General features: G+C 65.6%; 12 protein-coding genes. 3 read left to right on the forward strand and 9 right to left on the reverse strand.

Annotation, left to right across the window (positions count from 1 at the left end):
* Nucleotides 1–233 precede the first annotated feature (233 nt).
* The 7 genes from ACIBI6_RS14610 to ACIBI6_RS14640 all read right to left on the reverse strand — a co-directional run bounded on the left by ACIBI6_RS14610 (nt 234) and on the right by ACIBI6_RS14640 (nt 18,225).
* On the reverse strand, nt 234–782 hold the full coding sequence (locus ACIBI6_RS14610) for a substrate-binding domain-containing protein (protein WP_396956523.1): 549 nt from the start codon (nt 780–782) through the stop codon (nt 234–236).
* A gap of 70 nt (nt 783–852) precedes the next feature.
* A complete protein-coding gene (locus ACIBI6_RS14615; RefSeq protein ID WP_364358706.1) occupies nt 853–1,497 on the reverse strand; it encodes a hypothetical protein in 645 nt (214 codons plus the stop codon).
* Nucleotides 1,494–2,672 (reverse strand): cytochrome P450, encoded by a 1,179-nt coding sequence (locus ACIBI6_RS14620; protein ID WP_364358703.1) that lies wholly within the window; start codon nt 2,670–2,672, stop codon nt 1,494–1,496. The genes ACIBI6_RS14615 and ACIBI6_RS14620 overlap by 4 nt, the downstream gene beginning before the upstream one ends.
* Nucleotides 2,673–2,698: 26 nt before the next feature.
* Nucleotides 2,699–3,361: a glutathione S-transferase family protein gene (locus ACIBI6_RS14625; protein ID WP_396956525.1), complete on the reverse strand. Its 663-nt coding sequence runs from the start codon at nt 3,359–3,361 to the stop codon at nt 2,699–2,701.
* Nucleotides 3,361–6,348, reverse strand: a complete 2,988-nt coding sequence (locus ACIBI6_RS14630; RefSeq protein WP_364358697.1) for a beta-ketoacyl synthase N-terminal-like domain-containing protein — start codon at nt 6,346–6,348, stop codon at nt 3,361–3,363. Before ACIBI6_RS14630 ends, ACIBI6_RS14625 begins: the two co-directional genes overlap by 1 nt.
* Complete coding sequence (locus tag ACIBI6_RS14635) at nt 6,345–11,651, reverse strand: type I polyketide synthase (RefSeq protein WP_396956526.1); 5,307 nt, start codon at nt 11,649–11,651, stop codon at nt 6,345–6,347. Before ACIBI6_RS14635 ends, ACIBI6_RS14630 begins: the two co-directional genes overlap by 4 nt.
* A complete protein-coding gene (locus ACIBI6_RS14640; protein WP_396956527.1) occupies nt 11,644–18,225 on the reverse strand; it encodes an acyltransferase domain-containing protein in 6,582 nt (2,193 codons plus the stop codon). The genes ACIBI6_RS14635 and ACIBI6_RS14640 overlap by 8 nt, the downstream gene beginning before the upstream one ends.
* A 1,064-nt stretch (nt 18,226–19,289) precedes the next feature.
* Here ACIBI6_RS14640 and ACIBI6_RS14645 point away from each other — a divergent pair.
* On the forward strand, nt 19,290–19,511 hold the full coding sequence (locus ACIBI6_RS14645) for a hypothetical protein (RefSeq protein WP_364358688.1): 222 nt from the start codon (nt 19,290–19,292) through the stop codon (nt 19,509–19,511).
* 236 nt (nt 19,512–19,747) lie between these two features.
* Here the strand turns inward: ACIBI6_RS14645 and ACIBI6_RS14650 are convergent, their stop codons facing one another.
* Together ACIBI6_RS14650 and ACIBI6_RS14655 are read right to left on the reverse strand one after the other, a co-directional pair.
* Entirely contained in the window at nt 19,748–21,016 is a 1,269-nt protein-coding gene (locus tag ACIBI6_RS14650; RefSeq protein ID WP_396956528.1) for a family 2 encapsulin nanocompartment cargo protein terpene cyclase, read from the reverse strand.
* Between the two features lie 625 nt (nt 21,017–21,641).
* Nucleotides 21,642–22,010: a hypothetical protein gene (locus ACIBI6_RS14655; RefSeq protein WP_396956529.1), complete on the reverse strand. Its 369-nt coding sequence runs from the start codon at nt 22,008–22,010 to the stop codon at nt 21,642–21,644.
* 579 nt (nt 22,011–22,589) lie between these two features.
* Here ACIBI6_RS14655 and ACIBI6_RS14660 point away from each other — a divergent pair.
* Together ACIBI6_RS14660 and ACIBI6_RS14665 are read left to right on the forward strand one after the other, a co-directional pair.
* The gene (locus ACIBI6_RS14660; protein ID WP_396956530.1) at nt 22,590–23,339 is read left to right on the forward strand and encodes a hypothetical protein; all 750 of its coding nucleotides are present in this window, start codon (nt 22,590–22,592) and stop codon (nt 23,337–23,339) included.
* 435 nt (nt 23,340–23,774) lie between these two features.
* Nucleotides 23,775–24,158 (forward strand): YciI family protein, encoded by a 384-nt coding sequence (locus ACIBI6_RS14665; protein ID WP_364358676.1) that lies wholly within the window; start codon nt 23,775–23,777, stop codon nt 24,156–24,158.
* Nucleotides 24,159–24,171: the final 13 nt, after the last annotated feature.

Here is a 24,171-nt window from a genome sequence, read left to right on the forward strand (position 1 = left end):
CGTTACTTGTTGGCTCAATGTATCGCGGCGTAACGGGTACTTTTGAGCAGTGGATAAGGGGGTCGTGAGAGCCCACCTGAGCCACGGCACACCAGTCGATTTGGATGCTCGTGTTCGCCCAGGCTGCCGCGCGGAAGGTGGCTGAACGAATTGGCTTGTGCGGGCGCCACGGCCGTGGTGGGTGCCGCTGCAACCGGCACGCCGGGCGATTGCTGCAGCACCGAACTGCCACTTCACCAGATCCGGCGCCGGTGCGGCCCCCGCGGAGCTTGCCCGGCGCATGAAACCGGCCAGGAGGCGAACAAACTATCGATCGGGAAGGATCTCTCCCGACCCTCGGGCGATGAGATGCACGGGCAAGGTGCTGGTCGGGGCGCGGAGTCGTCTCCGTTGATACGTGCGAGGAGACGCTCGGTTGCGATTCTGCCCATGGCCGTGACGTTGGGGCCCACGACAGTGACCGCTGGGAGCAGCATGTCGGCGAGTTCGAAGTCGTCGAATCCGATCACCGCTCGCTCGTTGCTGAGTTGACGCACGTGCAGAGACCGGATGGTTCCGATAGTGCACCGATTGTTGAGTGCGAAGAAGACGGTCGGCGGGTCTGCCAGTTCGAGCAACTCATCGACGACTGCTTGTGCTTCGACAGTTTTCTCTACGCGGAGGCGAATGCGGTCTGTATCGGCACGAAATCGATAGTCCTCGAGCGCCGCATGGAAACGGCGCGACGTTCTGAGACCGTGTACAGGGATGCGGAGGCTCCGACGGCAGCGAGCCTCACGCACCGCGCATGGCTGCCGTGCTGCAGAACCATCAGCTTGCTGCAGCTGCCTGCCGGGCTGATGGGGACGCGGTTCAGCCTCGAGCGGGGGCGTGCCGCACGCTCCGCACCACGATCGCGCCGTAATCGCGGCTTGGCGGGTCCGGATAGTAGTTGGGGACGATGTGGCTTCGGTCGGGCACCAGATAGTTGTGCCCTCGGTACATCTCCAAGAAGGGATCGACCAGGCAGCCGCCGAGTGTGCGTAACACGTAGTCGGGGGCGTCTATCTCGCCGAAACGGCGGCAGTATGCGTCGTAGCCGGGGATCTTTGCTCCGGTGAGGACATAATCCAGTCCGTAGCGCTCGGCCAGCTCGACTGGGGTTTCCATCATCACCGCGTATGCTGTGCCGCCGCGTGCGGTGCGCTTCAGTGAGCCGGAAGCCAGGTAGATGGCGTTCGCGGTGTCCAGATCGATGACCGGATAGTAACCGTGACCGGTCACCGTGTCCCAATCGCTGAGTTCGGAAATGCGGTCCGCCTCATACCGCATGGGGAAGCCCATCAAGGTGCCGACGACCTCGCCGTGCTGTTCGAAGATCCAGAACCCCTCGGGATACGCACGAAGGCGAGCTGTCATCTGGTCACGGCTCGCTCGCTGAGATTCCTCCCAGTCTTGCTCGACAGCCATGATCTCGTCCAGGTCGTCCAACGTCGCCTGCCGCACCAGGATCGTCATCGTATCCCCCAGGTCACGGGAAGTTGCTCCAGGCCGTGCACGAATACGCCATCCTTCCATCGCAATGTATCGGGATCGACCGCGAACTCCAGTCGGGGGAAGCGCCGCACCACGGCGCTGATCGCGACCGTCGCCTCCAGTCTTGCCAGTGCGGCCCCGAGGCAGAAGTGCGGTCCGAGGCCGAACCCCAAGTGCCGGTTCGGTGTTCGGGTGATGTCGAACCGTTCGGGTTCGGGAAACTGCGCGTCATCATGATGTGCCGACAGCAGCGACGCGACGACCAATTCCTCGGCCGGAATGACCGTGCCCCGGAACTCGACATCGGTCAGCGAAAAGGCTCCGGTGCTGTTCTTCACCGGAGGGCAGTATCGCACCACCTCTTCGATCGCCGGTTCGATGAGCGCTGGTGTGGCACGCAGCCGCATCAGTTCCGCGGGATTCCGTAGCAGCGCCCACGCCGCGTTGCCGATGAGGTTTCCCGTCGTTTCGAAACCCGCGGCGATGAGCAAGAAGATCATGCTCATCAGTTCCACCGGCGACAGCCGGTCACGATGAGTCTGCGCCTCGATCAACGCACTGGTGAGGTCGTCGCGGCGCTGTCGGCGGCGTATCTCGAGGAATTTCTCGAGATACTGCTGGAACTCGATCGCCATGGTGCGCAGCGCGTCGAAATCTCCCTCCGACGGCGGAGCGATCAGGATCCTGGTCCACTCCCGGAACCGCTCCTGGTCTTCGATCGGTATCCCGATCAGCTCGGCTAGGACGGTGATCGGCAGCCGGAAGGCCAGTGCATCGAGCAGGTCCACCGACTCCTGCTGCTCGGCCTGGTCCAGCAGCCTGTCGGTGGCTGCGGCGACGTATGGACGGAGCTCGATGATCCGGTGCGGAGTGAACGCCTTGGCGACCAGGGCACGCAATCTTGTGTGCTCCGGGGGATCGGCGTAGAGCATGTGCTTGTCCAGTTGGTCGAATTCGGTCACCCGGAAGTACCTGGATCGCGCCGCGTCGGACAGCTTCCGCTTGTCCTTGCTGAAACGATTGTCGCGGAGCAGTTCGACGACGTCGGCGTAGCGGGTCACACGCCATTCGGGTGCTTGCTGGTGCGGGTTGAACAGGCGGATGATCGGCGCCTCGGACCGCATCCGCGCCAGTGTCGGCAGGGGATCGACACGCATCTGTTCACCCCACAGGTCGAACCGGTTCACTCGGGCCGCTCCAGCACTTGTCCGACCCGGCGCCAGGTGGGCCTGTCACTGATCTCTCGCCACCAGCGCGCAAGGTTCGGTCGCGCGTCGATCAGGTCTACACCGTTGGAGGCGACGAGATACTGCAAGTAGGGCAGCCAGGTCACTTCGGCGAGCGAGAACTCGGGTCCGGCGAGGAATTGCTGCCTGGCCAGCGTGGCGTCCGCGACGTCGAACGCGGTTGCCAGCTCACCGCGCGCCGCAGCGATGGCGTTCCGATCTGGTGGTGGCGGAAGGAATTTCGCGCCCGGGCTGCGGCGGATGATCTCGTACACAGGGCCGGCGCGGACGAGGTCCCACACCGGTCCGCTGACGTAGCTCTGCTCGATGCTGATCCACTGTTCCATCAGCCCGCGCAGCCTGAGGTCGTCCGGTGTCAGTGCCGGGCCCGGCAACCGATGGTCCAGATAGCGGATGATAGCCCGCGATTCGTACAGCAGGAACCCATCGTCCTCCAGTACCGGAATCTCACCGAACGGCTGGAGTTTCCGGTGCTCCGGCGACTTGTCCTGCCCTTGGAGAACACTCACCTCGACCAGCTCGGCGTGCTGATTCTTCTCGGCCAGGACCATCAGTACCTTGTGGGTGCATGCGCTGGTGGCCGCCCCGTACACCTTCATTATGTTTCGTCCTTCGTGTACTCCGTGAGCACTTTCAACAGATACCGGGTGACCGCCCTCGGGGTCTGATGATCGAAGGCGAGCGTCGACGGCAGCGCGAGTCCGGTTCGCGCCGCGAGTTCGTGTCGCAGCTGCACGGCCATCAGGGAATCCATGCCGAGTGCCATGAACTTGCCGTCCACCGGGACGTCCGAGGGCGAAGGTAGCTGGAGTAAGGCCGCTGCGTCCCGGCGTACTGCTGCCTCGATCGCGGCCTCCCGATCGCCGTTCGGCAACCCGATCAGTTCGTCGACCCAGTGCGCCGGCACGACGGCCACCTGTTCGCTGGGCGGTGCCGGTGCGTCGAGCCAATGACGTTTGCGCTGCCATGGATAGCGCGGCAACGTCGCGACCCGGCGCCGATCCGGGTACAGGCGGGCGAAGTCCACTGGATAGCCCGCGGTGTAGAGCTCGGCAATCGAGTTGAGCAGGCTGCGTTGTTCCGGGCGCTCCCTGCGCAACGTCGGGATTGCAGCTGCTGTGCCGAGACAGTTCGCGATATGGCCGGAGAGCACGGAATGCGGCGCTATCTCGAGGAAGATCTGCTGCCTATCGCGGGCTGCGGCGTGCACAGCGTCAGCGAATCGGACCGGCTGCCGGACGTTGTTCGCCCAATAGTCGCCGGTCAATTCGCTTCCGGCGATCCGGTCTCCGCGCACCGTGCTGTACATGGGGCACGTAGTGGGGCCGCACTGTACCGCGGCGAGTTCCTTCGCGAGCTTTGTGGCCATCGGGGCCATGGAAGGTGAGTGGAATGCGTAGCCGCCCGGCAACCAGCGGCAGTGGACGTCTCGCCGCTGGAGCGGGTTGAGCACGGTGTGCAACTCGTCCACCGAGCCGGACAGTACGACGGACCGGTCGTCGTTGATCGCTGCCACCACGACCGAAGTGTTCGATCCGGCAATAACGTTCGCGATCTCATCCGGCCCCAGCGCGACTGCAACCATCGCCCCCGAACCGTCGGCCGACGCCATGAGGCGTCCTCTCGATACCACGATCCTGATGGCTTCCGCCAGGCTCAGCGCACCCGCGACATGCGCGGCGGCGATCTCACCAACACTGTGCCCGATGACTGCGTCGGGCCGAATGCCCCACGACGCGAGCAGGGCCGACAGCGCAATCTGGCATGCGAACAGCGCGGGTTGGGCGATCTCCGTGCGGTGTAACCTCGATTCGCCTTCTGGCGCAGCCAGTTCCGCGAGCAACGACAACGATGTGTGCTCCGCGACCAATCGGTCGCATTCTTCGAGTGCGGCGCGGAAAATCGGTTCACTGCCCTGCAGCTCGCGACCCATACCGATCCACTGCGCCCCCTGCCCGGAGAAGACGTAGGTGATCGTGGGTGCCGTGGCTCGCGCCCGCGTGGCACCGTCGCGCACGAATGCGTGCAGGTGCTCGGCCAGTTCGGCACCGGAGGCGCCAACTACTGCGGTCCGCCATTCGTGATGATCACGCCGGGCTCCCGCCGTATAGGCGACATCGCACGGATCATCTTCCCGCTCGAGGACATTCGCGTGTGCGATAGCCAACTCGATCAGTGCCGTCGGGCTGCGCGCCGACAGCGGGAGCAGGACCGGTCCGCCCCGCGGCGGCAGCTGCTCGACCGTGGGCGCCTCGGCGACGACGACATGCGCGTTGGTGCCGCTCATACCGAACGAACTGACACCCACGATCCGCCGCTTCTCGCCCTCCGGCCACGCGATGGTCTTCGTCGGGATGACGAAAGGTGTTCCGGTCAGGGAAATCCTCGGATTGAGCGTGCTGAAGTGCAGGTTGCGGGGGATTTCCGCGTACTGCAAGGCCAGTACCGCCTTGATCAGTCCGGCGATGCCCGCGGCGGCCTCGAGATGTCCGATGTTGGTCTTGACCGCACCCAGTACGCAACCGCCACTGTTAGCGTCCACCTCGGCGAAAACCTCCGCCAGTGCCTCGATCTCGACCGGGTCTCCGAGTGCGGTGCCGGTTCCATGGGTCTCCACATACCCGATATCGACGGGGCGCACCTGGGCATCGGCGAACGCCTGGTGCAGCAGGTCCCGCTGCGCCAATGGATTTGGTGCGGTCAGCCCGGCCGAGCGACCGTCGGAGTTCATTGCCGAACCCTGCAGGACTGCCAGTACTCGATCGCCGTCGGCCAGTGCATCGGAGAGCCTCTTCAGCACAACGATTCCGCAGCCCTCGCCGCGGACGAAACCGTTCGCACGGGCGTCGAAGCTACGGCACCGGCCATCCGGCGACAGCGCTTGTAGATCGCTGATCATCTCGGTCACCGCTTCGTCCAGAACGAGATTCACCCCACCGGCCAGGGCGAGGGAGCTTTCCCCGGTCCGCAGGCTCCGGATCGCAAGATGTACCGCGACCAGCGATGATGAGCACGCGGTGTCCACCGCGAGACTCGGCCCACGCAGCCCGAGCAGGTACGACAACCGACCCGCGCCGAAACTGTGGGCCGTTCCGGTGCCGGTATAGCCGCTCATTGCGCCGGACCGCGCGCTGAGCAGCAGGTAGTCATTGCTGCTCATCCCTACGAAGACGCCGGTTCGGCTGCCGGCCAGCCGCTCGGTCGCCACTCCGGCGTCTTCCAGCGCCTCCCAGGCGACCTCGAGCAGCAGCCGATGTTGTGGATCCAGCGCGTCGGCTTCCCGTGGGGAGATCCCGAAGAACGCCCCGTCGAATCCGTCCACCGAGGGCAGGAAAGCGCCGGTTGCTCCAGCGTCACCGGTGGCACGGTCGGGTCGTTGGGACACTGTGTCGACACCGTCGGAGAGCAGCGTCCAGAATGCTTCGGGGTCGTCGGCGCCACCCGGGAAACGGCAGCCCATGCCGATTACCGCAATAGCTTCGGTGTGCTGTCGCCGCAGCCGCACGACCTCGGCTTCCATCGTGCGCAGCGCGGAAGCGGCTTTCACGAGCTGTGTGCGATAACGTTGCTCGTCGGCGATGTTCACGTGAACTCCCCCTCTTCGAGCCGGTTTATCGAATCGTCGATCTGCGCCAGCAGATCGTCCATGTCCAGATCTCCGAGTTCATCTAGTTGGCCGGTGGTCGCCTGCGGCTCGGCCATGCCGAGCGCGTCGAGTAGCTGTCCGGTCAGCGCGAGCACTGTCGGCGCGCTGTACAGCAGCGTCGCCGACAGTCGTACGCCTAGTGCGGATTCGAGCCGATTCCGTAGTTCGAGCGCCATCAGCGAGTCGACGCCCATAGTGGTCAGCGGCGCTTTCCGGTCGATCAGAGCTGGGTCGAGGTGCAGGACCTGGCTGAGTTGTCCGGTCACGACGGTGTCGATCAAACTCGGGCGTTCGGCAGCGGCGGCCACGCGCAGCCGGTCCGCGAACTCGGTGGGCCGTCCGCTGGTGTTCCCGCGGTTGTCGTCGTCGAGTTCGGCGTACAGCGACGCACCGGCCAGAGACGGGTAGAACGCGAGCCATTGCCGCAGATCGAGATTCGCCGCCACGACCTGGCTGGCGCTGCCGCCCAGCAGGCGACCCAGGATGTCCACACCTTGCGCAGGGGTGATGGTGCCGACCCCCCGGTGCGCGAGTCGCTGCCCTTCCGACTCGCGCCTCGCCATGATTCCGTCCTGCGAGTACAGACCCCAGTCCACGCACAATGCCGTTCTGCCACTGCATTTCCGATGCCGCGCGAGCCCGCCCAGAAATGCGTTGGCGGCCGCGTAGCTCGCCTGTCCCGGTGAACCGAGCACAGCCGACGCTGAGGAGTACATGACGAAGAAGTCCAGCTCCCGGTCCCCGGTCAGTTCGTGCAGGTTCCACGCGCCGCGGACCTTGGGTGCCAGGACCCGATCGAATCGTTCGGCATCCAGTCCCAGAATGGTCCGATCGTCGAGCACCATGGCCGTGTGCAGCACTCCGCGCAGTGGTGGCATCCGGTCGTCGATATCGGCGAGCACCCTGGCGACGTCCGCGCGCTGGGCGACGTCCGCGCGCGCCACCACCACCTCGACACCATCGCGCCTGAGCTCGGCGATCCTCGCCTGTGCGTCCGGACCCGGTTCGTGCCGTCCGGCCAGCACGAGGTGCTGCGCCCCCCGGGTTGCCAGCCAGCGTGCCAGGCCGATACCGAGCCCGCCGAGCCCACCGCTGATCAGGTATGTCCCGCCGGTCAGCGCCGGCTCGGCATTCCCGTAGTCGAACCGGGTCCGTACCAGCCTGGCGAGCTTCCGCCCTTCCTCGCGCAGCGCGATTTCGTCTTCGCGATCTGATGCGACGAGTTCGGGAAGGAGTTCCGCGGCGCAACGAGTGGGCGTCCACTCCGAGTCGAGGTCCACCCGGGTGCATTCCAGTTCGGGATGCTCGACGCTCAATGTCCTTGCCAGTCCCCACAGCGGAACTTGGGACACCGCAACCGGTTCGCGGCCTACCTGCTGAGCTCCTCGGGTGACCAGCCACAAGCGGGGATGGTCCCGCAGGCCCAGGCGAGCGAGCGCGCGGACCAGGCGCACCGTGCTGAGCCCGGTGGTGTGCTGATCCTTGGTCAGGGTATCGGCGGTGATGTATTCGGTGTCGGTGGTATTCAGGCTCCACAGGTGCACCACACCGGCACAGCCCGGTTCGCCCTGGGCGACGTTGTCCAGCAGTGCGTTCCAGGCTTCGTCGTCGGCAACGTCGATATCGTCCTTGCCGACCAGGACGCAGGTTCGGCCGCGTTGTTCGAGCAGTGCGGCCAGGGCGCTGCCGACACCGGAGGAATCGGCGAGCACCAGCCAGGTACCGGCAACCCCGTCACGCCGATCCGGCGCTGCGACACGTTCCCCCGCGGCCCAATCCACCCGGTAGAGCCAGTCTCGGTACGGATCCGGTTCGGCGAGCTCGGCCACCGTGAGCCCCTCGACCTCGATCAGCACGGTGCCGTCCTCGTCGAGCACCAGCAGATCACCACAGTGTTCGGTGGACCTTGCGCGCGCGTGTACCCACACCCGTCGACCGATCGGCCCGTGCACTCGAAGCCGCTCGATCCGCGCCGGAACGATTCCTCCGGTCGGCAGCCGGTCGAGCAGTACACCGCCGAGGACCTGGAAGCAGGCGTCCAGCAGGGCCGGGTGGCAGACGTACCCCGTTGACGACTCCGCAAGTTCGATCGCCGCGATGCTCTCACCCGCACCGGTCCAGATTCGTTGCACGCCACGAAAGGCCGGGCCGTAGTCGATGGTTCGCCCGGCATATCGCGCGTAGTGCTCGTCCGCAGTGACCTCGGTGCGACAGCGGTCCCGCACCGAGGTCAGCGGCTCGGCCGTAGGTGGTCCGTCGTCGGCACGGCCGATCGTCCCATGTGCACAGCGCACCCACGGCTCGGAATTGTCCGCGCGGGCATATACCTGGAAGCCGTCGGCGTCCTCGATGAGTTGGAAGTGGCCGGAGCCGTCGCTGCCGAGAATTGTCATACGTTCGAATACGAGATCATTCAGAACCGATGATCGCCCGGTGGCGTACAGCGCCATCTCCACATAGCCCGACGCCGGGAACACGACCACACCGTCGACAGTGTGGTCGGCCAGGTAGGGGAGATCCAGTTCCCGCTCCCAGATCCGAGTCCCCGGCGAGGTCGCGAGGCTGACCGGCTCGCCGAGAAACGGGTGTCCGCGTTGCTCTGGGTGGACCGGAGTCCGGTCCACCCAGTAACGTTCGCGCCGCCAGGGATAAGCGGGTAGCGGTACGCAGCGCCCGCCGCCGGGGTGCAGCGCGGGCCAGTCGACCCGGCTGCCCCGGACATACAGCGCGGCAAGCGATCCGAGGAATATCTCGCGTTCGTCGTGTCCGCGACGACCTGACGCGACGACCGTACCGCCGTCCTCTTCTATCGAAGTCAGCAGGATCGGGTGCGGACTCAACTCGACGAATACCGTCGGGCCCGCCGCAATCTGTTCGCGGACCGCCTCGGAGAACAGCACGGGTTCTCGTAGATTGCGGACCCAGTAGGCGGCATCCAGTTCGGCGCCGCCGCAGAAACTTCCGAGCACGGTGGACCACATCGGCACCGCGGCGGCCTTCGGTTCCAGTACACCCAGTTCACGGCCGAACTCATCGGTGATTGCGTCGACTTGCGGGCTATGCGCGGCGACCTCGACCTTGATTCGGCGGCAGAACACCCCGGCATCGGTCAGCTGGGCCACGATCTCGTCCAGCGCGTCCGGAGCACCAGACAGCACAGTCGAACGCGCACTGTTGCTCGCCGCGATCGACACCCGGTCCGCCCACTCCGAAAGGGCCACGTTCGCCTCCTCGAACGGCAGCTCCACCTGCGCCATCGCGCCGCGTCCGGTCAGTGTGCGCAGTAACCGGCTGCGGCGCACGATGATTCGCGCCGCGTCCGTCAGGGAGAGCACGCCGGCCACGTGCGCGGCGGCCACCTCGCCCAAGCTGTGGCCAATGACCGCGTCGGGCTCGATGCCCTTCGATCGCCACAACGCTGCCAAGCCGACCTCCATCGCGAACAGCACAGGCTGGACGATGTCGATCCGATTCAGCCGGGACTCGGACGGATCGGCGGTCAGTTCAGCAATGACCGACCATTGCGCTTCGTCGCGGATCGCGTCGTCGCACGCCTCGACAGCCGAGCGGAACACCGGCTCACTGTCGAACAGCGCGCGGCCCATACCGAGCCACTGCGAGCCCTGTCCGGGAAACACGAACACGGTCCGGTGCCGTTGGGCAGGTTCGGTACCCGACACCAGCTGCGGTTGTCCGTCTGCGGACACCACCAGTGCGGCACGGTGTTCGTGATGGTGTCTACGGACGGCCGCGGTGTAGGCGATATCGGCGATCTCGGCCTGCCTGTCGGCCAGCGTCGTCCGGAACGCTGCGACAAGTTCGATCAGCCCCTGTGCGTCGCGCGCGGAAATCGGTACCAGGGCGAACCCTGAGGTGGGCGCAGCTACGGGAGGTTCGACTCGCTCCGGCGGATCAGCGACGATGACGTGTGCGTTCGTCCCGCTGATACCGAACGAGCTGACTCCCGCCATCCGCGTCACACCGTCGCGTCTCGGCCACGGGACCGGTTCTCTCGGCAGCACCAGAGCGGTTCCGTCGAGGTCGATCCGGGGATTCAGCGTGTGCAAATGCAGGTTCGCCGGAATACGCTCCCAGCGCAACGCGAGCACGGCCTTGATCAACCCGATCACCCCGGCAGCCGCCTCGAGATGACCGATGTTGGTCTTCACCGCACCGAGCACGCAGTGTGAGCCGTCCTCCCTCGGCTTTCCGATCACATCGATGAGCGCATCCACTTCGATCGGATCACCCAGGGGCGTTCCGGTGCCGTGTGTTTCGACATAGCCGATATCCGCCGCGTCGGCGCGCGCGTTGCGCAATGCCTGACGTAGCAACGCTTTCTGCGCGGACACGTTCGGCGCGGTCAGCCCGGATGAACGGCCGTCGGAGTTCACCGCGGACCCACGGATCACGGCGAGCACCGGATCGCCATCTGCCACCGCGACGGACAGACGTTTGAGGACCAGCATCCCGCATCCCTCACCGCGGACGTAGCCATCGGCCAACGCGTCGAAGGTCTTGCACCGCCCGTCGCCGGACAGTGCGCGAGAGCTGGCCATCATGTCGGTCATGTCTCTGGCCAGCATCACGTTGACACCACCGGCCAGCGCCATCGTGCTCTCGCCGGATCGCAGGCTCTGCACCGCGAGATGCACCGCGACCAGCGACGACGAACACGCCGTGTCCACCACCATGCTCGGCCCCTGCAACCCGAGCACATACGACAGCCGTCCGGCGGGGAACGAGTGCCCGTTGCCGGTCACGGTGTAGATATCGCGCTTGCCGACGCTGAGCCGGTCGTAATCGGTGACGACGACGCCGGCGAACACACCGGTTCGCGAGCCGTTCAACTGCTCCGGCAGGGCCCGTCCCGCCTGTTCCAACGCCTCCCAGGTCACTTCCAGCAGCAGGCGTTGCTGGGGGTCCATCGCCTCGGCTTCACGAGGCGATATACCGAAGAAGGCCGGGTCGAATCGGTCCACACCGGACAGGAAGCCGCCCCAGCGGCTCGCGGTGGCGCCGTCGTCGGCTGCCCACCGGTCCGGGGGCACGTCGCTGATCGCGTCGACGCCACCGTCGATCAGCCGCCAGAACTCGTCCGGGCTGGTGCCGCCGCCGGGCACCCGGCAACTCATGCCGATGACGGCGATCGGCTCGGTCTTCGCCAGCAGTTCGCGGTCCAACCGTGCCTGCAGCGTTCGGATTGCCGTCAGAGCCTGCTTCACCGACGCCTGCTCAGTCATTGCCCAGTTCCTGTTCGACCAGCCGGATACTGTCCAGCAGCATGGCCTCGGCTTCGGCATCCGAGAGTAGATCGAGGTCCGTCATCAGGGATGGCTCGTCCTCCGATTCCGAATCCGGTTGCCGCGCCGAGGGTTGCGTCACCGCAAGTTCATCCGCGATGAACTCCGCGAGCGCGGCCACGGTGGAATAGGTGAACAGCAGCGCGACCGACAACCGGATGCCGAGCGTGGACTCCAGCCGGTTGCGTAGCTCCACCGCCATGATCGACCCCATGCCCATGCCCTGGAACGTCGCCCTCCGGCTCAGGTTCACTGGATCTCGTTGCAGCGTCAGGGAAAGCTGGTGCGTCAGGTGCTCCTCGAGCAGCGCGCCTCGTTCGGAGACACTGGCCGCGGCCAGCCTGGCGGCGAATGCGGTAGGTCTATCGGGGGCCCTGGTTTCGACCGCATCGAAAAAGGGCGCGCCGGCCGCTCCGGGGTACGACTCGAACCAGTGTCGGAGGTTCGGATCCATGACTGCGAGCCGACCGAGATTCGAGCCGATACCACGATCCAACGCCCGCGTGAGACTCCTCGCGGGCGCTTCGGCGATGCCTTGTGCCGCTGTGTCTGCCCGCGCGACATGCAAGCTCAGTGCGGGCAGGCCCAGGGCACGGCGGTGGTGGGCGATGGCATCCAGCCGAGCACTGTCCGGTGCGTCACCCGGGCGACCGAACAATGCGGCGACCGAGGAGCAGAGGATAAAGAAATCGAGCCTGCGATCGAGTGTGTGCTGGTGCCACCGCCATGCGCTGTCACCATTCCCCGTGTGGATCAGCCCGCGCAATGGGCCTGCGGCGGTTTCGATCTCGGCGATCAGGGAGCTCATCTCATGATCGCCGGTATCGTATGTGTCGACGGTCAGCACCCGGGCCCCCGGGACGTCGATCGGCACGATGGCAGCGGCCCGGCCCAAGATCACGATGTTGCGCGCGCCGCAGTCGGTCATCCACTGGGCATACGGCTCGGCTGATGCCGTGGCCCCGCAGACAATCAGATATGTGCCGTCTGACTGCAACTGCGCCGCCTGCTCAGCGGCCGCGGGCACCCGAACCAGCCTGGCGACGAACCGGCCGTGGGGACGCAGGGCCACATCGGTATCCCGGTCGTCGCTGAGCAATTCTGTTGCCAGTGTGGCCACTTCATCGGGCGTCGGCCGCGCCGTGAGGTCCACTCGCGTGACGGACAGCGTCGGACAGTCGAGCCCTATCGCCCTGCCGAGTCCCCACAGGGACGCTTGGTCGACGCTGACCGGAGTGGTATCCGCGCCGACTGCCTGTGCGGCACGGGTCAGCAGCCACAGTCGTGGCCGATCCCGCCATCCCATTCCGGTCAAAGCCTCGGCCAGCGCACTCGCGCTGGAGGCGCCGAGACTGCCGATGTGCACCACCCCGGCAGGTGGTTGTCCGGGAAGAACGGTGCGCAGCGACTCGGTCGTGGCAGAGCTGAGTGCCCGGTCGGTCTTCAGATCGCAGGGAATGTTTCGCGCACGTAACGCGTCGGCGAGTTCGGTGCCGAGGGCGTCCTCACCCGCGAACACGATCCACGGCCCGATCCGCTCTCGCAATGATTCTCGGTGCGGGGCTTCGCGCCATTCCACGGTGTAGAGGCAATCGGCAGCCGGATCCGGATCGGTGGGCGCGAGCGAGCTCAGACGCACGCCCTCGACTTCCACCAGCACCCGGCCGTCGTCGTCGAGCAGGTAGAGGTCACCACCCGGACCGGCCGATCGGGCGTGCGCCCAGACCGGGCCGGTCGGCGCCCGATACACCCGCAACCGGCCGATCTCGGTCACCACATAACTGCCTGACGAACCGTTGCACAGGGCGATCAGCGCCTGCAGACCAGCATCGAGCACCGCGGGATGGACGCGGTAATCGGCACGGCGAGACGGTGTCGGCGGGATGACTCTCGCCAGCACCTCGTCCTGGCCGAACCACAACTCGCAGACCCCACGCAGGTGCTCGCCGATATCCAGTCCCGCCCTGGCCAGTGCCCGATAGTGCTCGGCGCCGTCCCGGCGCGTCGTGCAGCGCTTCCGGATCGAAGCCGGCTGTTCGTGCACGTGCGGCGTACCAGTGTCTGGGCCGACGGTGGCCAGCGCATGCCGCACCCAGTCCGGACCACGGCGGCTGAACATCTGGAAGAGTTCGTCCCGGGTGCTGATCACCGTCTGGGTCGTGGGCGACACCGCGGCGGTCAGCTCCAGCAAGCGTTCGAACGTCAGCCGAGTAACGGCGATATCCGTGGTCTCATAGGCCTCCGCGGCCGCAGCCAACGCCATTTCGGCGAAGGTGGCCGCGGAAAGCACAACGCTCCCGCCCACCGTGAGGCCGGCCAGATACGGCAGGTGTGCCGGGTCCAGAGCGCGGTGCCAGTACCGGGTTCCGTGCTCGACCGCCGAGACCAGACCGGGACCCAGCAGCGGGTGACCTTCGGCAGTGCGGGACAGGACAGCGCGCCGGTCCGCCGCGAGCCAGTACCGCTTTCGCTGCCACGGATACGCGGGCAGCGACACGACTCGACCGGTACCCAGGAGCTGATCGAAGTCCGGCGCGCAACCGGCCGCATACAGCGCGCCGGCGGCGCGCCGCAGCGACGACAGGTCGTCCTCGTCCCTGCGCAATGAACCGAAGACGTAACCATCGATGCCGCGGGCGGCAAAACATCGCTGGATATTTTCCATCAGGACCGGATGCGGGCCGATCTCCAGGAAAACTCGGTACCCGTCGGAGATCGCCGCGTCCACCGCATCCGCAAACCGTACGGTTTGCCGGACGTTTCGTTTCCAGTAGTCCGAGTCGAATCGCTGATCGGCAGCGAGCTTCCCGGAAACTGTGCTGTAGACGGGCAACCGGTTCGACTCGGGCGCAAGTGTGCCGAGTGCCTGGGACAAGTCATCCGCAGCCGGATCCATCTGCGCGCTGTGGAAGGCGTAACCGACCCGGAGTTCACGGAAAGCGACGCCGTCGCGACGCAGCCGTCCGAGCAAGTCCGCCAGTGCGGAGTCACTGCCCGAGACGACCGTCGAATACGGATCGTTGACCGCTGCGATCGCCACTTCCCCCCGGTATTCCCGCAGCATGCCGCGCAACCGCTCGGCAGGCAGTTCGACCGAAGCCATGCCGCCCTCCCCGGGCACCACCGCGGCGTGCATCGACCGGCTGCGGTGGTATACCACCTCGACCGATTCGGCGAGAGACAGCGCCCCGGCCACATACGCTGCGGTGACCTCGCCGACACTGTGGCCGATAACAGCATCCGGCACGAGTCCCCATGCCTGCCATAGCCGAATGACCCCCACCTGAATTGCGAACAGCGCGGGTTGCGCGACCGCGGTGAGGTGCAGGCGGCTGTGTTCCGGCGATGCGGTGAGCTCGTCGATCAGCGACCAACGGGTCAGTGGCCGAAGCAATTCGTCGCATTCCTCGACGGCGGCGCGGAAGACCGGTTCGGTCAACAGGTTCCGGCCCATTCCGATCCATTGCGAACCCTGACCGGAGCACACGAACACCGTCCGGCGCCGCTCGCCATGCTCCACAGTGCCCATCCACGTGTTGCTCGGCATGCTGCCCCCGACCGTGGCGCGCAAGGAGTCGGCCAGCTCATTCGGCGACGAACCCGTCACAGCGAGGCGGTGTTCGTGATGGTCCCGCCTGGCGGCCGCCGTATAACACAGGTCACCCAGGGCGGTTCCATCGTCGCTGATGAGCTTGCGCGCCATATCGTTCGCCGATGCGAACAGGGAATCACGCGATCGAGCGGAAAGCACCAGCAACTCCGTCCGGCCGTGGTCCGGCACGGGGGGTCGGGCGGCGCCTCGGACGTAGAGCGCACCAAGCGAATCGATCAGCGTCGAGCAGTCACGGTCGCCTCGTCGCAATGTCGGCAGCGCCCGGCCACCGTTCTGCTCGACCACCGGGGCGAGAATCGGATGCGAGTCGACGTCGATGAAGATGTGACTGTCGTCGGCAAGCAAGCATTCCATCGTGTTTCGGAATCGCCATGGCTCGCGTTCGGTGCGCACCCAGTGCTCGGCGACCAACTGCGTGCCCTCCATCCGCTCACCGGTGACCGAGGAATAGAACGGTATTCGGGTCTCGCCCGGCCGCACATTCGCGAGCGCGTCCCGCAAACCGGGCAGTATCGGATCCACATAGGGACTGTGCGAGGCGTAGTCGACCCTGATCAGAGCCGACCCGATCGATCGCCCAGCGAGTTCATGCCGCATTGCGTCGATGGTCTCTCGGTTACCCGAGACCACAGTGGATTCCGGTCCGGCCTCGCCTGCGACCCACACCCGGCCCGTGTGTCGGGACACCAGTTCGTTCGTGTCCGCAACGGACAGATCTAGTAGGGCCATAGCGCCGTGACCGGAGAGATTGCCCGCCAACGTGGCGCGCCGACACATGATCAACACAGCGTCGTCGAGGCTGAGCGCACCGGCGACGTGCGCGGCGGCCACCTCACCCATGCTCATCCCGGCGACGGCATCGGGCTCGACTCCCTTTGATCGCCACAGCTCGGTCAGCGCGACCTGCATCGCGAAAATTGCAGGTTGGGCGAGCTCAGTGCGCTCGATCCAGCTCTGGTCGGCCGAGGTCAGCAACTGAGTGAGGGACCAGTCGACGTGCCGGCGCAGCGCGGTCTCACACCGGTTGATCGCTGACCGGAATGTGGGCTCAGGTAGCAGCCACGCGCCCATTCCGGTCCACTGTGATCCCTGCCCGCCGAACAGGAATGTGATTCTCGGCGGGGCTTTTTCGACTGTTCCCGTGCTGATTCCGGCTCCGGTGTAGCCGCTGTAGAACTTCTCGCTGGCAGCCGCGAGATCATCGGGGTCGCGCACCGACAGCGCGAGCCGGTGCGAGCCTTCTGGCTTCGCCGAGAGGGAAGCACACAACCGGGCCAGCGATGCCCGGTCCCGAACGGTCGCCAGGTCACGCACGGCGACACGAAGGCCGTCCTCGCTGTCCGCGGCGAGCGGCAGCAGGTGGATCGGAGCGTTTTCGCCGCTTTCGAGGATCACGTGACAGTTCGTCCCGCCGAACCCGAATGCGCTCACCCCAGCGAGGAGGCGGCCTCCGGCGTCGCCTCGCCACTTCTCCGGCCGCGAAAGTATCCGCAAGCCCCATTCCTCGAAGGGGATGTGCGGACTGGCTTGCGCGAACTGGCCGGAGGGCGGCAGCGTGCGATGCCGCATCGCCAGCAGCACCTTGATCAGCCCGGCGATCCCGGCCGCCGGTTCGAGATGCCCGATCGCGCTCTTGACCGACCCGATCGGCAGCAGCCGGTCAGGCGCCCGCTCCGCGCCGAGCACAGTGGCCAGCGCGCTCGCCTCGATCGGATCACCGAGCGCCGTTCCCGTCCCGTGCGCTTCAACGTACCCGACCTCGGACGGCGCAACGCCCGCTCGCTGATACGCGCTGCGCAGCAAGGACTCCTGGGCCAGCAAGCTCGGCGCGGTCAGGCCATTGGTGAACCCATCGTGATTTACTGCGCTGCCCTTGATGACACCGTGAATCGGATTGCCGTCGGCCAACGCCCGGTCCAATGGCTTCAGCACGATCATCCCGGCGCCCTCGCCACGGCCGTACCCATCGGCGCGCGCATCGAACGCCTTGGAACGCCCGTCCGGTGCCAGCGCCCCGAGCCGTGCCAGCGCATGCACCGTATCCTGCGCCAGCATCAGACTCACACCACCGGCCAGCGCGATGTCACACTCGCCCGCCCGCAGGCTCTGCGCCGCGAGGTGCACGGCGACCAGTGACGATGAGCACGCGGTGTTCACCAGCAGGCTCGGTCCGCGTGCACCCAGCGTGTACGACAATCGGGCGGGAATGATGCTCGGATCGCCTCCGGCCAACGTGTGTTCGGTGACCAGATCCGGGTCGGCGCGAATTCCCGCCCCGTACTCGCTCCACATCGCGCCGACGAACACACCGGTCCCGCTGCCGCCGAGACCGCCTACCGGAATACCCGCGTCATCAAGGGCTTCCTGCATCAATTCGAGCATCAACCTTTGCTGCGGATCGACGTGTGGAGCCTCGCGCGCAGAGATGCCGAAGAACTCGGGATCGAACTTGTCTATCCCATCGATGAACCCGCCGCGTGGGGGACTGTCCCCGTCCCACCGCCCGTCCGGAGGTTCGGTGAGCGCGTCCGAACCGGTGCTGAGCAGTCGCCAGTACGCCGCCGCGTCCGGAGCTCCGGGGAAGCGGCAGGCGAGACCGACGATAGCGATCGGCTGTGGCTCCGAACCCGGTGCCTCATACTGTTGCAGTGGCTCCGACCTGGTCCCGATCAGCCAGCGTGCCAATGCAATCGGTGTCGGATGCGCCCACATTTGGGTCGGCGACACCGGTTGGCCGGTTGCCGCACTCAGCTCACCCGCAAGCATGGTCAAAGTCCGCGAATCGAGCCCGTAGCGGGTGAACGGCTCGCGTCCGTCGATCGCGGCGGGGGTCACCTGGCTCAGCTCGCCCATTCTGGCAATGAGCCAATCCCGCACGTCCTCCATAGACCGGGACCGCATAGGCCGCCCACCTCCAACACGCAAAATCCTCATCATTGCGTGGCCGTGTGCTGCGGCGTCGGCACGCGCACGGATCATACCGTGGGTATATACCGAACAGTCTTCTTTGCGGTTGCTCCCCCTGACCGCCTAGGTGTCGAAGCGTCCGCAACGTTCAGCGCGGATTCATATGACAACCCTCGAAGCCGTGACAGGTGACGTATTGCCTCTGCCCGCGCGGTTCCCGGCAGTGAGAAACCAGTGAAGACAACATCGGCGTTCTGGGGCAACACTTCTCGACCTGCTAGTGGATCCGAGCGATTGCGGCTCGGCGACGGCATCCATTACTCGGCCACTGATCGAATCCGGCGTCCGCGCTACCGCCGCGGCCGACTCGGTGATGCGAAATATATTGTGGTGCAACACATCTGATATCTACTGACACCCCTGCTGGCGACTTCGAGACACGTGGACCACGGCTTGGTCACTGGCAGACCGAATGGTGCACCAAGCCGCCATCGCAGCCTCGATTGCCATCGGCTGCGGCTATTGCCTTGCAACGGTGAGCATCTCAATGCCATGAATAGGGTTGCTGGCGGCGTGCGTGCTGGCCGGGATCGACTTCGAGTCGGCGAACCTTTCGACCTGCACCCCGCGCCCACGATCGCTTCACATGGCGCTGAGCGCCCTTGCAGATAGAGCATTCTCACATCAAATGTTCCCAACAATGGCAAACATCGAACGGGTTCCCGTCCGCGGCAATGAAGGTCAGTCGTTGCGGGTGACGCCTGCCGCACCGTGCGGTCCGAGGAGCAATTCACTCGCCTAAACGGCGTCGGCGTCCTCGACACGGAATGAGCGTCGTGACCAGGGTCAGTGGCCCTTCCCAGCCGATACGCCGCTACGGCGCGCTGGCACATCTCGCCACGGTGTTCCGGTGCGGGTGCGCGACCGGATACCGTCGATGAGCTGTCGTTTTTCGGCGGGCATCCCGCCTTCTTACCGCAGGGCAGCAACGGTTCCAGCCACCAGTTACAACAAGATCAGCGAGCGCGCCCGCGCCGCCACCGAGAGAGCGGACCGCAATGCCTGATCCTAACGAATCGGTCAGCCCGCCCGCGTGCAAAGGCAAGACGATTGTCGAAGTCGTCGAAGCGTTCCAACGCAATTGGCCGCACCTCAAACCCCCGATCTTCCGTGCCGCGGACGTTCTGCCGCTGCTGCAGGGCAACGACCGCGAGTTCGCCGCCGCGTCGCTCCTCATCGACGGCGGACGCGTCCACTACCCGGACCGAGCCCCCGAATGACCCGATCCCGCCGCAGCGCGAAAACCACTGGCACCGCCACGAATCGGCGACCGCTGCCTACCTCGCCGAGCACGTCGACGACCGCATCGAACGCGCGAAGAACGGCGCCAAGGACCGCGGCGACTTCGCCGGAATGCGTATCCATGGCAGACGTCTGGTCGGCGACTGCAAGGAGGGTTGGTGGGATGTGTGCCGCGCAGGCGGTATCAGGAGGCTACTGCCAGGGTACGACCGACCTAGCGGTAGCGCGGGTTCGTGTTGTGCCATTCGAACGAGCCGCCCATCCAATCGCGAACGCCGCGCATGAACAGCTGGAGTTCGGGGGAGGGGATGGCGTGCAGGGCGCGATGGTCGGCTTCGAACTGGTGCACCATCCGGTTGTGCAGGTCGACGGTGACCTCGGTCGCTTCGGCCAGCGAGCACCCACGATCGGCGGCGATCTGCAGCACCATATTGCTGACGGGTACTTCGTCGGCGGCATCCTTCTTGATCGAGAACAGGTCGTTGACCAGGACGGCGGCGGTACCCGCCCGGAACACGGCCTGCCGGACCCGATCGTCGTAGAAGAGGTTCGCGGGCAGCTCGTACCCGGCGACGGGGTCGATCAGGGTCATCGAGGTGTAGAAGGTGTCGTGCTGGCGGGCGGCGAGATATTCCCACGCGGAAGGTGATTCGCCGGTGTGTCGCCACGCGGCGTAGGCGGTCCAGGACACGAACATCGTGAACGTCGCGTAGCAGGCGCGCTGCACCTGCCCCGGGGTGGCGTGGGCGCGCAGATTCGCGATCGCGGAACCGAAAGCACGCAGCACCTTGTCTTCCCGCAGCACCTCCTCCAGCGGAGTGGTGAACTCGCCCGCGTCGGGTAACGGATCCAAGGCCGCCATCGCCAAGGTGAGTCGTTGCGGCAGCCGGGTCGGGTCCGCGCCGAGCGCCGAATCGTCGGCGTAGTAGTCGTCGGCCATCCACCAAGCGGTGTTCATCTGGGCGGGGACCAGCAGTCGGTCGGGGTCGTCGGAATCGGTGTGGGTCAGCATGACCAGCCGTCCGTAGCCGGTCCGGCGCAGCTTCTCGAGCTCGTCGTCGGTGAACCCGATCGACTCCGCCCATGTGGTGAGGCGATCGTCGATCCGGTCGGCGAGATTGTCGTCGATCCGGGTAGCGGGCGGGCAGTACAGTGGCGGCGCGGAACCGTCACCCCAGGCAAGTTCTCGGTAGGGCTCGATCTCGGCCGTCGCGTGCCGGACCGGTATCCGAAACGCGCTCTCGCCCAGGGGAGTTCCAGTGTCGCGAAGGTGCCGTAAGCCGGTGCTGGGCAGTGTGGCCGCCGGCATCGCGCCGGGCGCGGGCGGTGGCGCTGGTTCGGGCTCGGCCCGGGTCATCGTCGAGAAGCGTGCGGCGAGTTCGGTGCCCAGGCCGTGAGGCCCAGCCAGAAGGTGCGTGAGTCGTTCGCCGGTGTCGGTAACCGTGTCGCGGTGGCTGGTCTGGTCGTTGTCGAGACTTGTCACAGCACTTCTCCCGTCGCAGGGGTCCATAGATGGAGACAGCACGATGCACTCAAACGACTATCGGCCGTCTCGCTCAGTGCCGCAGGCGATTGCGTGATTTCGGTCGATTCGACACGCTGATCTCCGACATCGGGCCTTCGTGCCGAGGTGAGAGCATTCGACCGCCCTCACGGGACCTGCCCATGAAGTTTGCAGCACTGTGCGGTCGAGCTTCTGACGGTGACTCTGAACGACTGACCGGAATGCGAGAAGCGAAGCGTCACTTGGCATATAGCGGTGTTCGACAGCGCAAGAGAATGATGGAATGAGCTGGTATCTCGGGAACTGTGCTGTGAGATCGGTGTGCCGGACGGGTTCGGATCGTCGAGTGGAGGGCAGACGTGAACTGGGAGAGCGTCCCACCGGGCACCTGGACCAGATCCTGGCCGGGATCCAGCCCTGGCACCAGTGTTGAGTAGCCGCCTATCGGCCGTTTGGTGAGGCGGCGTCCGCCAATCAGCAATGTGATAACCCGTTTCACTTCCGGCCAGCTGTCGGTGGTCCCACGAGCGGCAACGTGGTGGCCCCACGACGGGGCACCGACACTCCGTCAGCGAATCCTGCCTCGAGGTGCGTCATCTATGGACTAGAAGACCTCGATCTGCGCGGGCTCGGGCAGCGTCTGTGGACGCACGTCCGTGTACCAGGCGTACTCGATTCCACTGAGCCTGCCGTGCTCGACCCATAAAATGACCTCGCCGATCGGTGCTCCGTTGTGGTCGGTGACGGCTCCATTGGCGAAGATTCCGTCCGTCGAACCGGATGCGGTCTCCACGCCAGAGGGCACCACCACATCGACGCTGGGCGAACCGACACCCCAGGTGGCGTTGACCTGTGTAAACGGAATCTGCGCCAGATAGTCGCCAGCACCGGCCTTGCCGGAGGACAGCAGTTTGGTGACGACTCCGGTTTCGAGCTCGGTCATGGCCCGCGGCTCAATCGGTGTACTACTCATCGGCTCTCCTCGGTTCTCGCGCCACGTCACGGAATGTACGCGGTGCCGATCTTGAAGACACCGTTGATCATGGGACCGCGAATTTCGACGGTCTGGCCGTTGATCGTGCGGACCAATGGCTTCGTACGTCGCCGTCCTCGCGCGCTGGCTATACCTGGGACGAGTGGCCTCTCATGCCGGATGGTGCGCATTTCTCGTGTGCGACAAGGCTGTTGATAGGTAGGCTCACACCCGGTACGAGATACGGGCATCGGGGCACGATGACGCCAGCGATCTTGGCAGCGGCAGCGGGAATATTCGGAATCGCGATTGGTCGTTTCTGGGGCACCAGAACAGAGTCCGCACGATTGCGCCGAGATGCCCTGCAGGTCAGGACATCCCGTAGTGCCGAATTTCAATTCAGCCCGAAATATCTGGCTCGATAGGCTGGCGGCCATGGAAAGTCCAGACCCGAGCCCTCCGCTGACCTACGAGGAAGCGCTGCGAAAAGCGCGCGATCTGGCCCAGGATCCCGGCACTCTGGTCCCCTACACCCATCAGGGGCTCGAGAATGCCCGCTACGGGCGAGGTTTCGCCTTCTTGCAGACGCTGCGCGGCGAGATGGACGGCTATGTCCTGGTGACCACGACTGGTTACGGCAGCGGGGTACTTTCGGTGGACGGAAGCACCATCGAAACGGTGATCGCCGAACACCTGGCTCGAGCCGATCATGCCAACAGACAAATCCCCGACAGTGAACTCTCGGTGGCGCACCGAGTGGCGCTCGATGCCTACGATGCCGGCCTCACGCGCATCGACGAGATACCCGGGCGCGCAGCGATCGACACCGAGACAGCCGACTACGCCGAGTTCGTTCTGCTGGTCCTGTGGCGCAACCGCAACCAGGAAGACTCCGGTCGTAAAATCCTCGCCCGCAACGATTCCCTGTTGCAAAGCCCAATCCCTGGGCGTCGATACACCCAGCCCTGCCCGCATTGCGAGCGGCCGACGATCTACCAGGAACGCTACCCCCGCGCGGTCTGCGATCCCTGCCGGGACCGCACTACCGACCGCGCCGGGCGCCGAGTGACCGGTTTCAACGCCAGTTTCAGTGGCGGAATGATCGCCTACTACACCGACACGCTCGAGCACTCGGACAACTCTGGCTCCCAACAGGAAGAATGCGTCGAGGTCAGCCGAACCGGTGTGTGTTTTATCGACGCACACCCAGCGACCATGCAGGAGGTACGTCTCGGTGGGATCGTCGTCCAAATAGCATCCGCCCACGGAGACGGCTCAGGCCAACCGAACGGCGCCGTAAGCCGCTTACGTCGCGTTTTCCGCTGGTAGCGGTGACGGTAGGACATCGCACGAGTATTCAGCCGCCGACCAGTTGACGCGTGGACGAGCGCCGATCATCAACGATCCACCGAACCCGCAGGTCATGTCTTGGATGGCGGTGACCGCGCTCGACAACTGTTGTCGCACCGCCGTACCCCGAGCGCTGCCGGTCTCGCAGCGAGTCGCATTCGTGCTGCGGAACCGTGCTCGACGGTCAGCTGATGACCGACCACTGACGGCGAAGCCGAGATCGGTTTCGCCGATCGAGGGACGCGGCTGGGCTGGCGTCGATGCCGGACTTGGGAAGTGGTGTCTACTTGCCGCGCAGAAATTTCTCGGTGTCGATGTCGAAACCGCGGCTTGCCGTTCGACGTAGGGGTGAGTCAGGGTGGAGACGGTCCGCGAACGGTGGGTCGGCCCCGGCGACGGCTAAGGAGCAACAACATGCGAGTCATGATTCTGGGGAAGGCGACCGAGGACACCGAGCGTGGGGTTCCGCCCACCGCCGAGGAGTTCGCCGCGATGGAGGCATTTAATGAAGAGCTTGCCAAGGCCGGCGTGGTGCTGGCCGGTGACGGCCTGAAGCCGAGTTCGGCCGGCAAGCGGGTGGCTTTCGACGAGAAGGGTGGCTCGTCGGTGCTCGACGGGCCATTCGCCGAAACCAAGGAGCTGATCGCCGGCTACCAGATCTGGGAGGTGTCCTCGCTCGAGGAGGCGCTCGAGTGGGTCCGCCGCGCCCCGATCCGCAATGGTGTCGTCGAGGTGCGGCCGTTGTACACCGCCGAGGACTTCGGCGAGGCGTTGACGCCCGAGCTGAGCGAGGCGTGAGACGACCGGGCTT

The organism is Nocardia sp. NPDC050412 (genome assembly GCF_044458825.1).
Lineage (GTDB): Bacteria > Actinomycetota > Actinomycetes > Mycobacteriales > Mycobacteriaceae > Nocardia.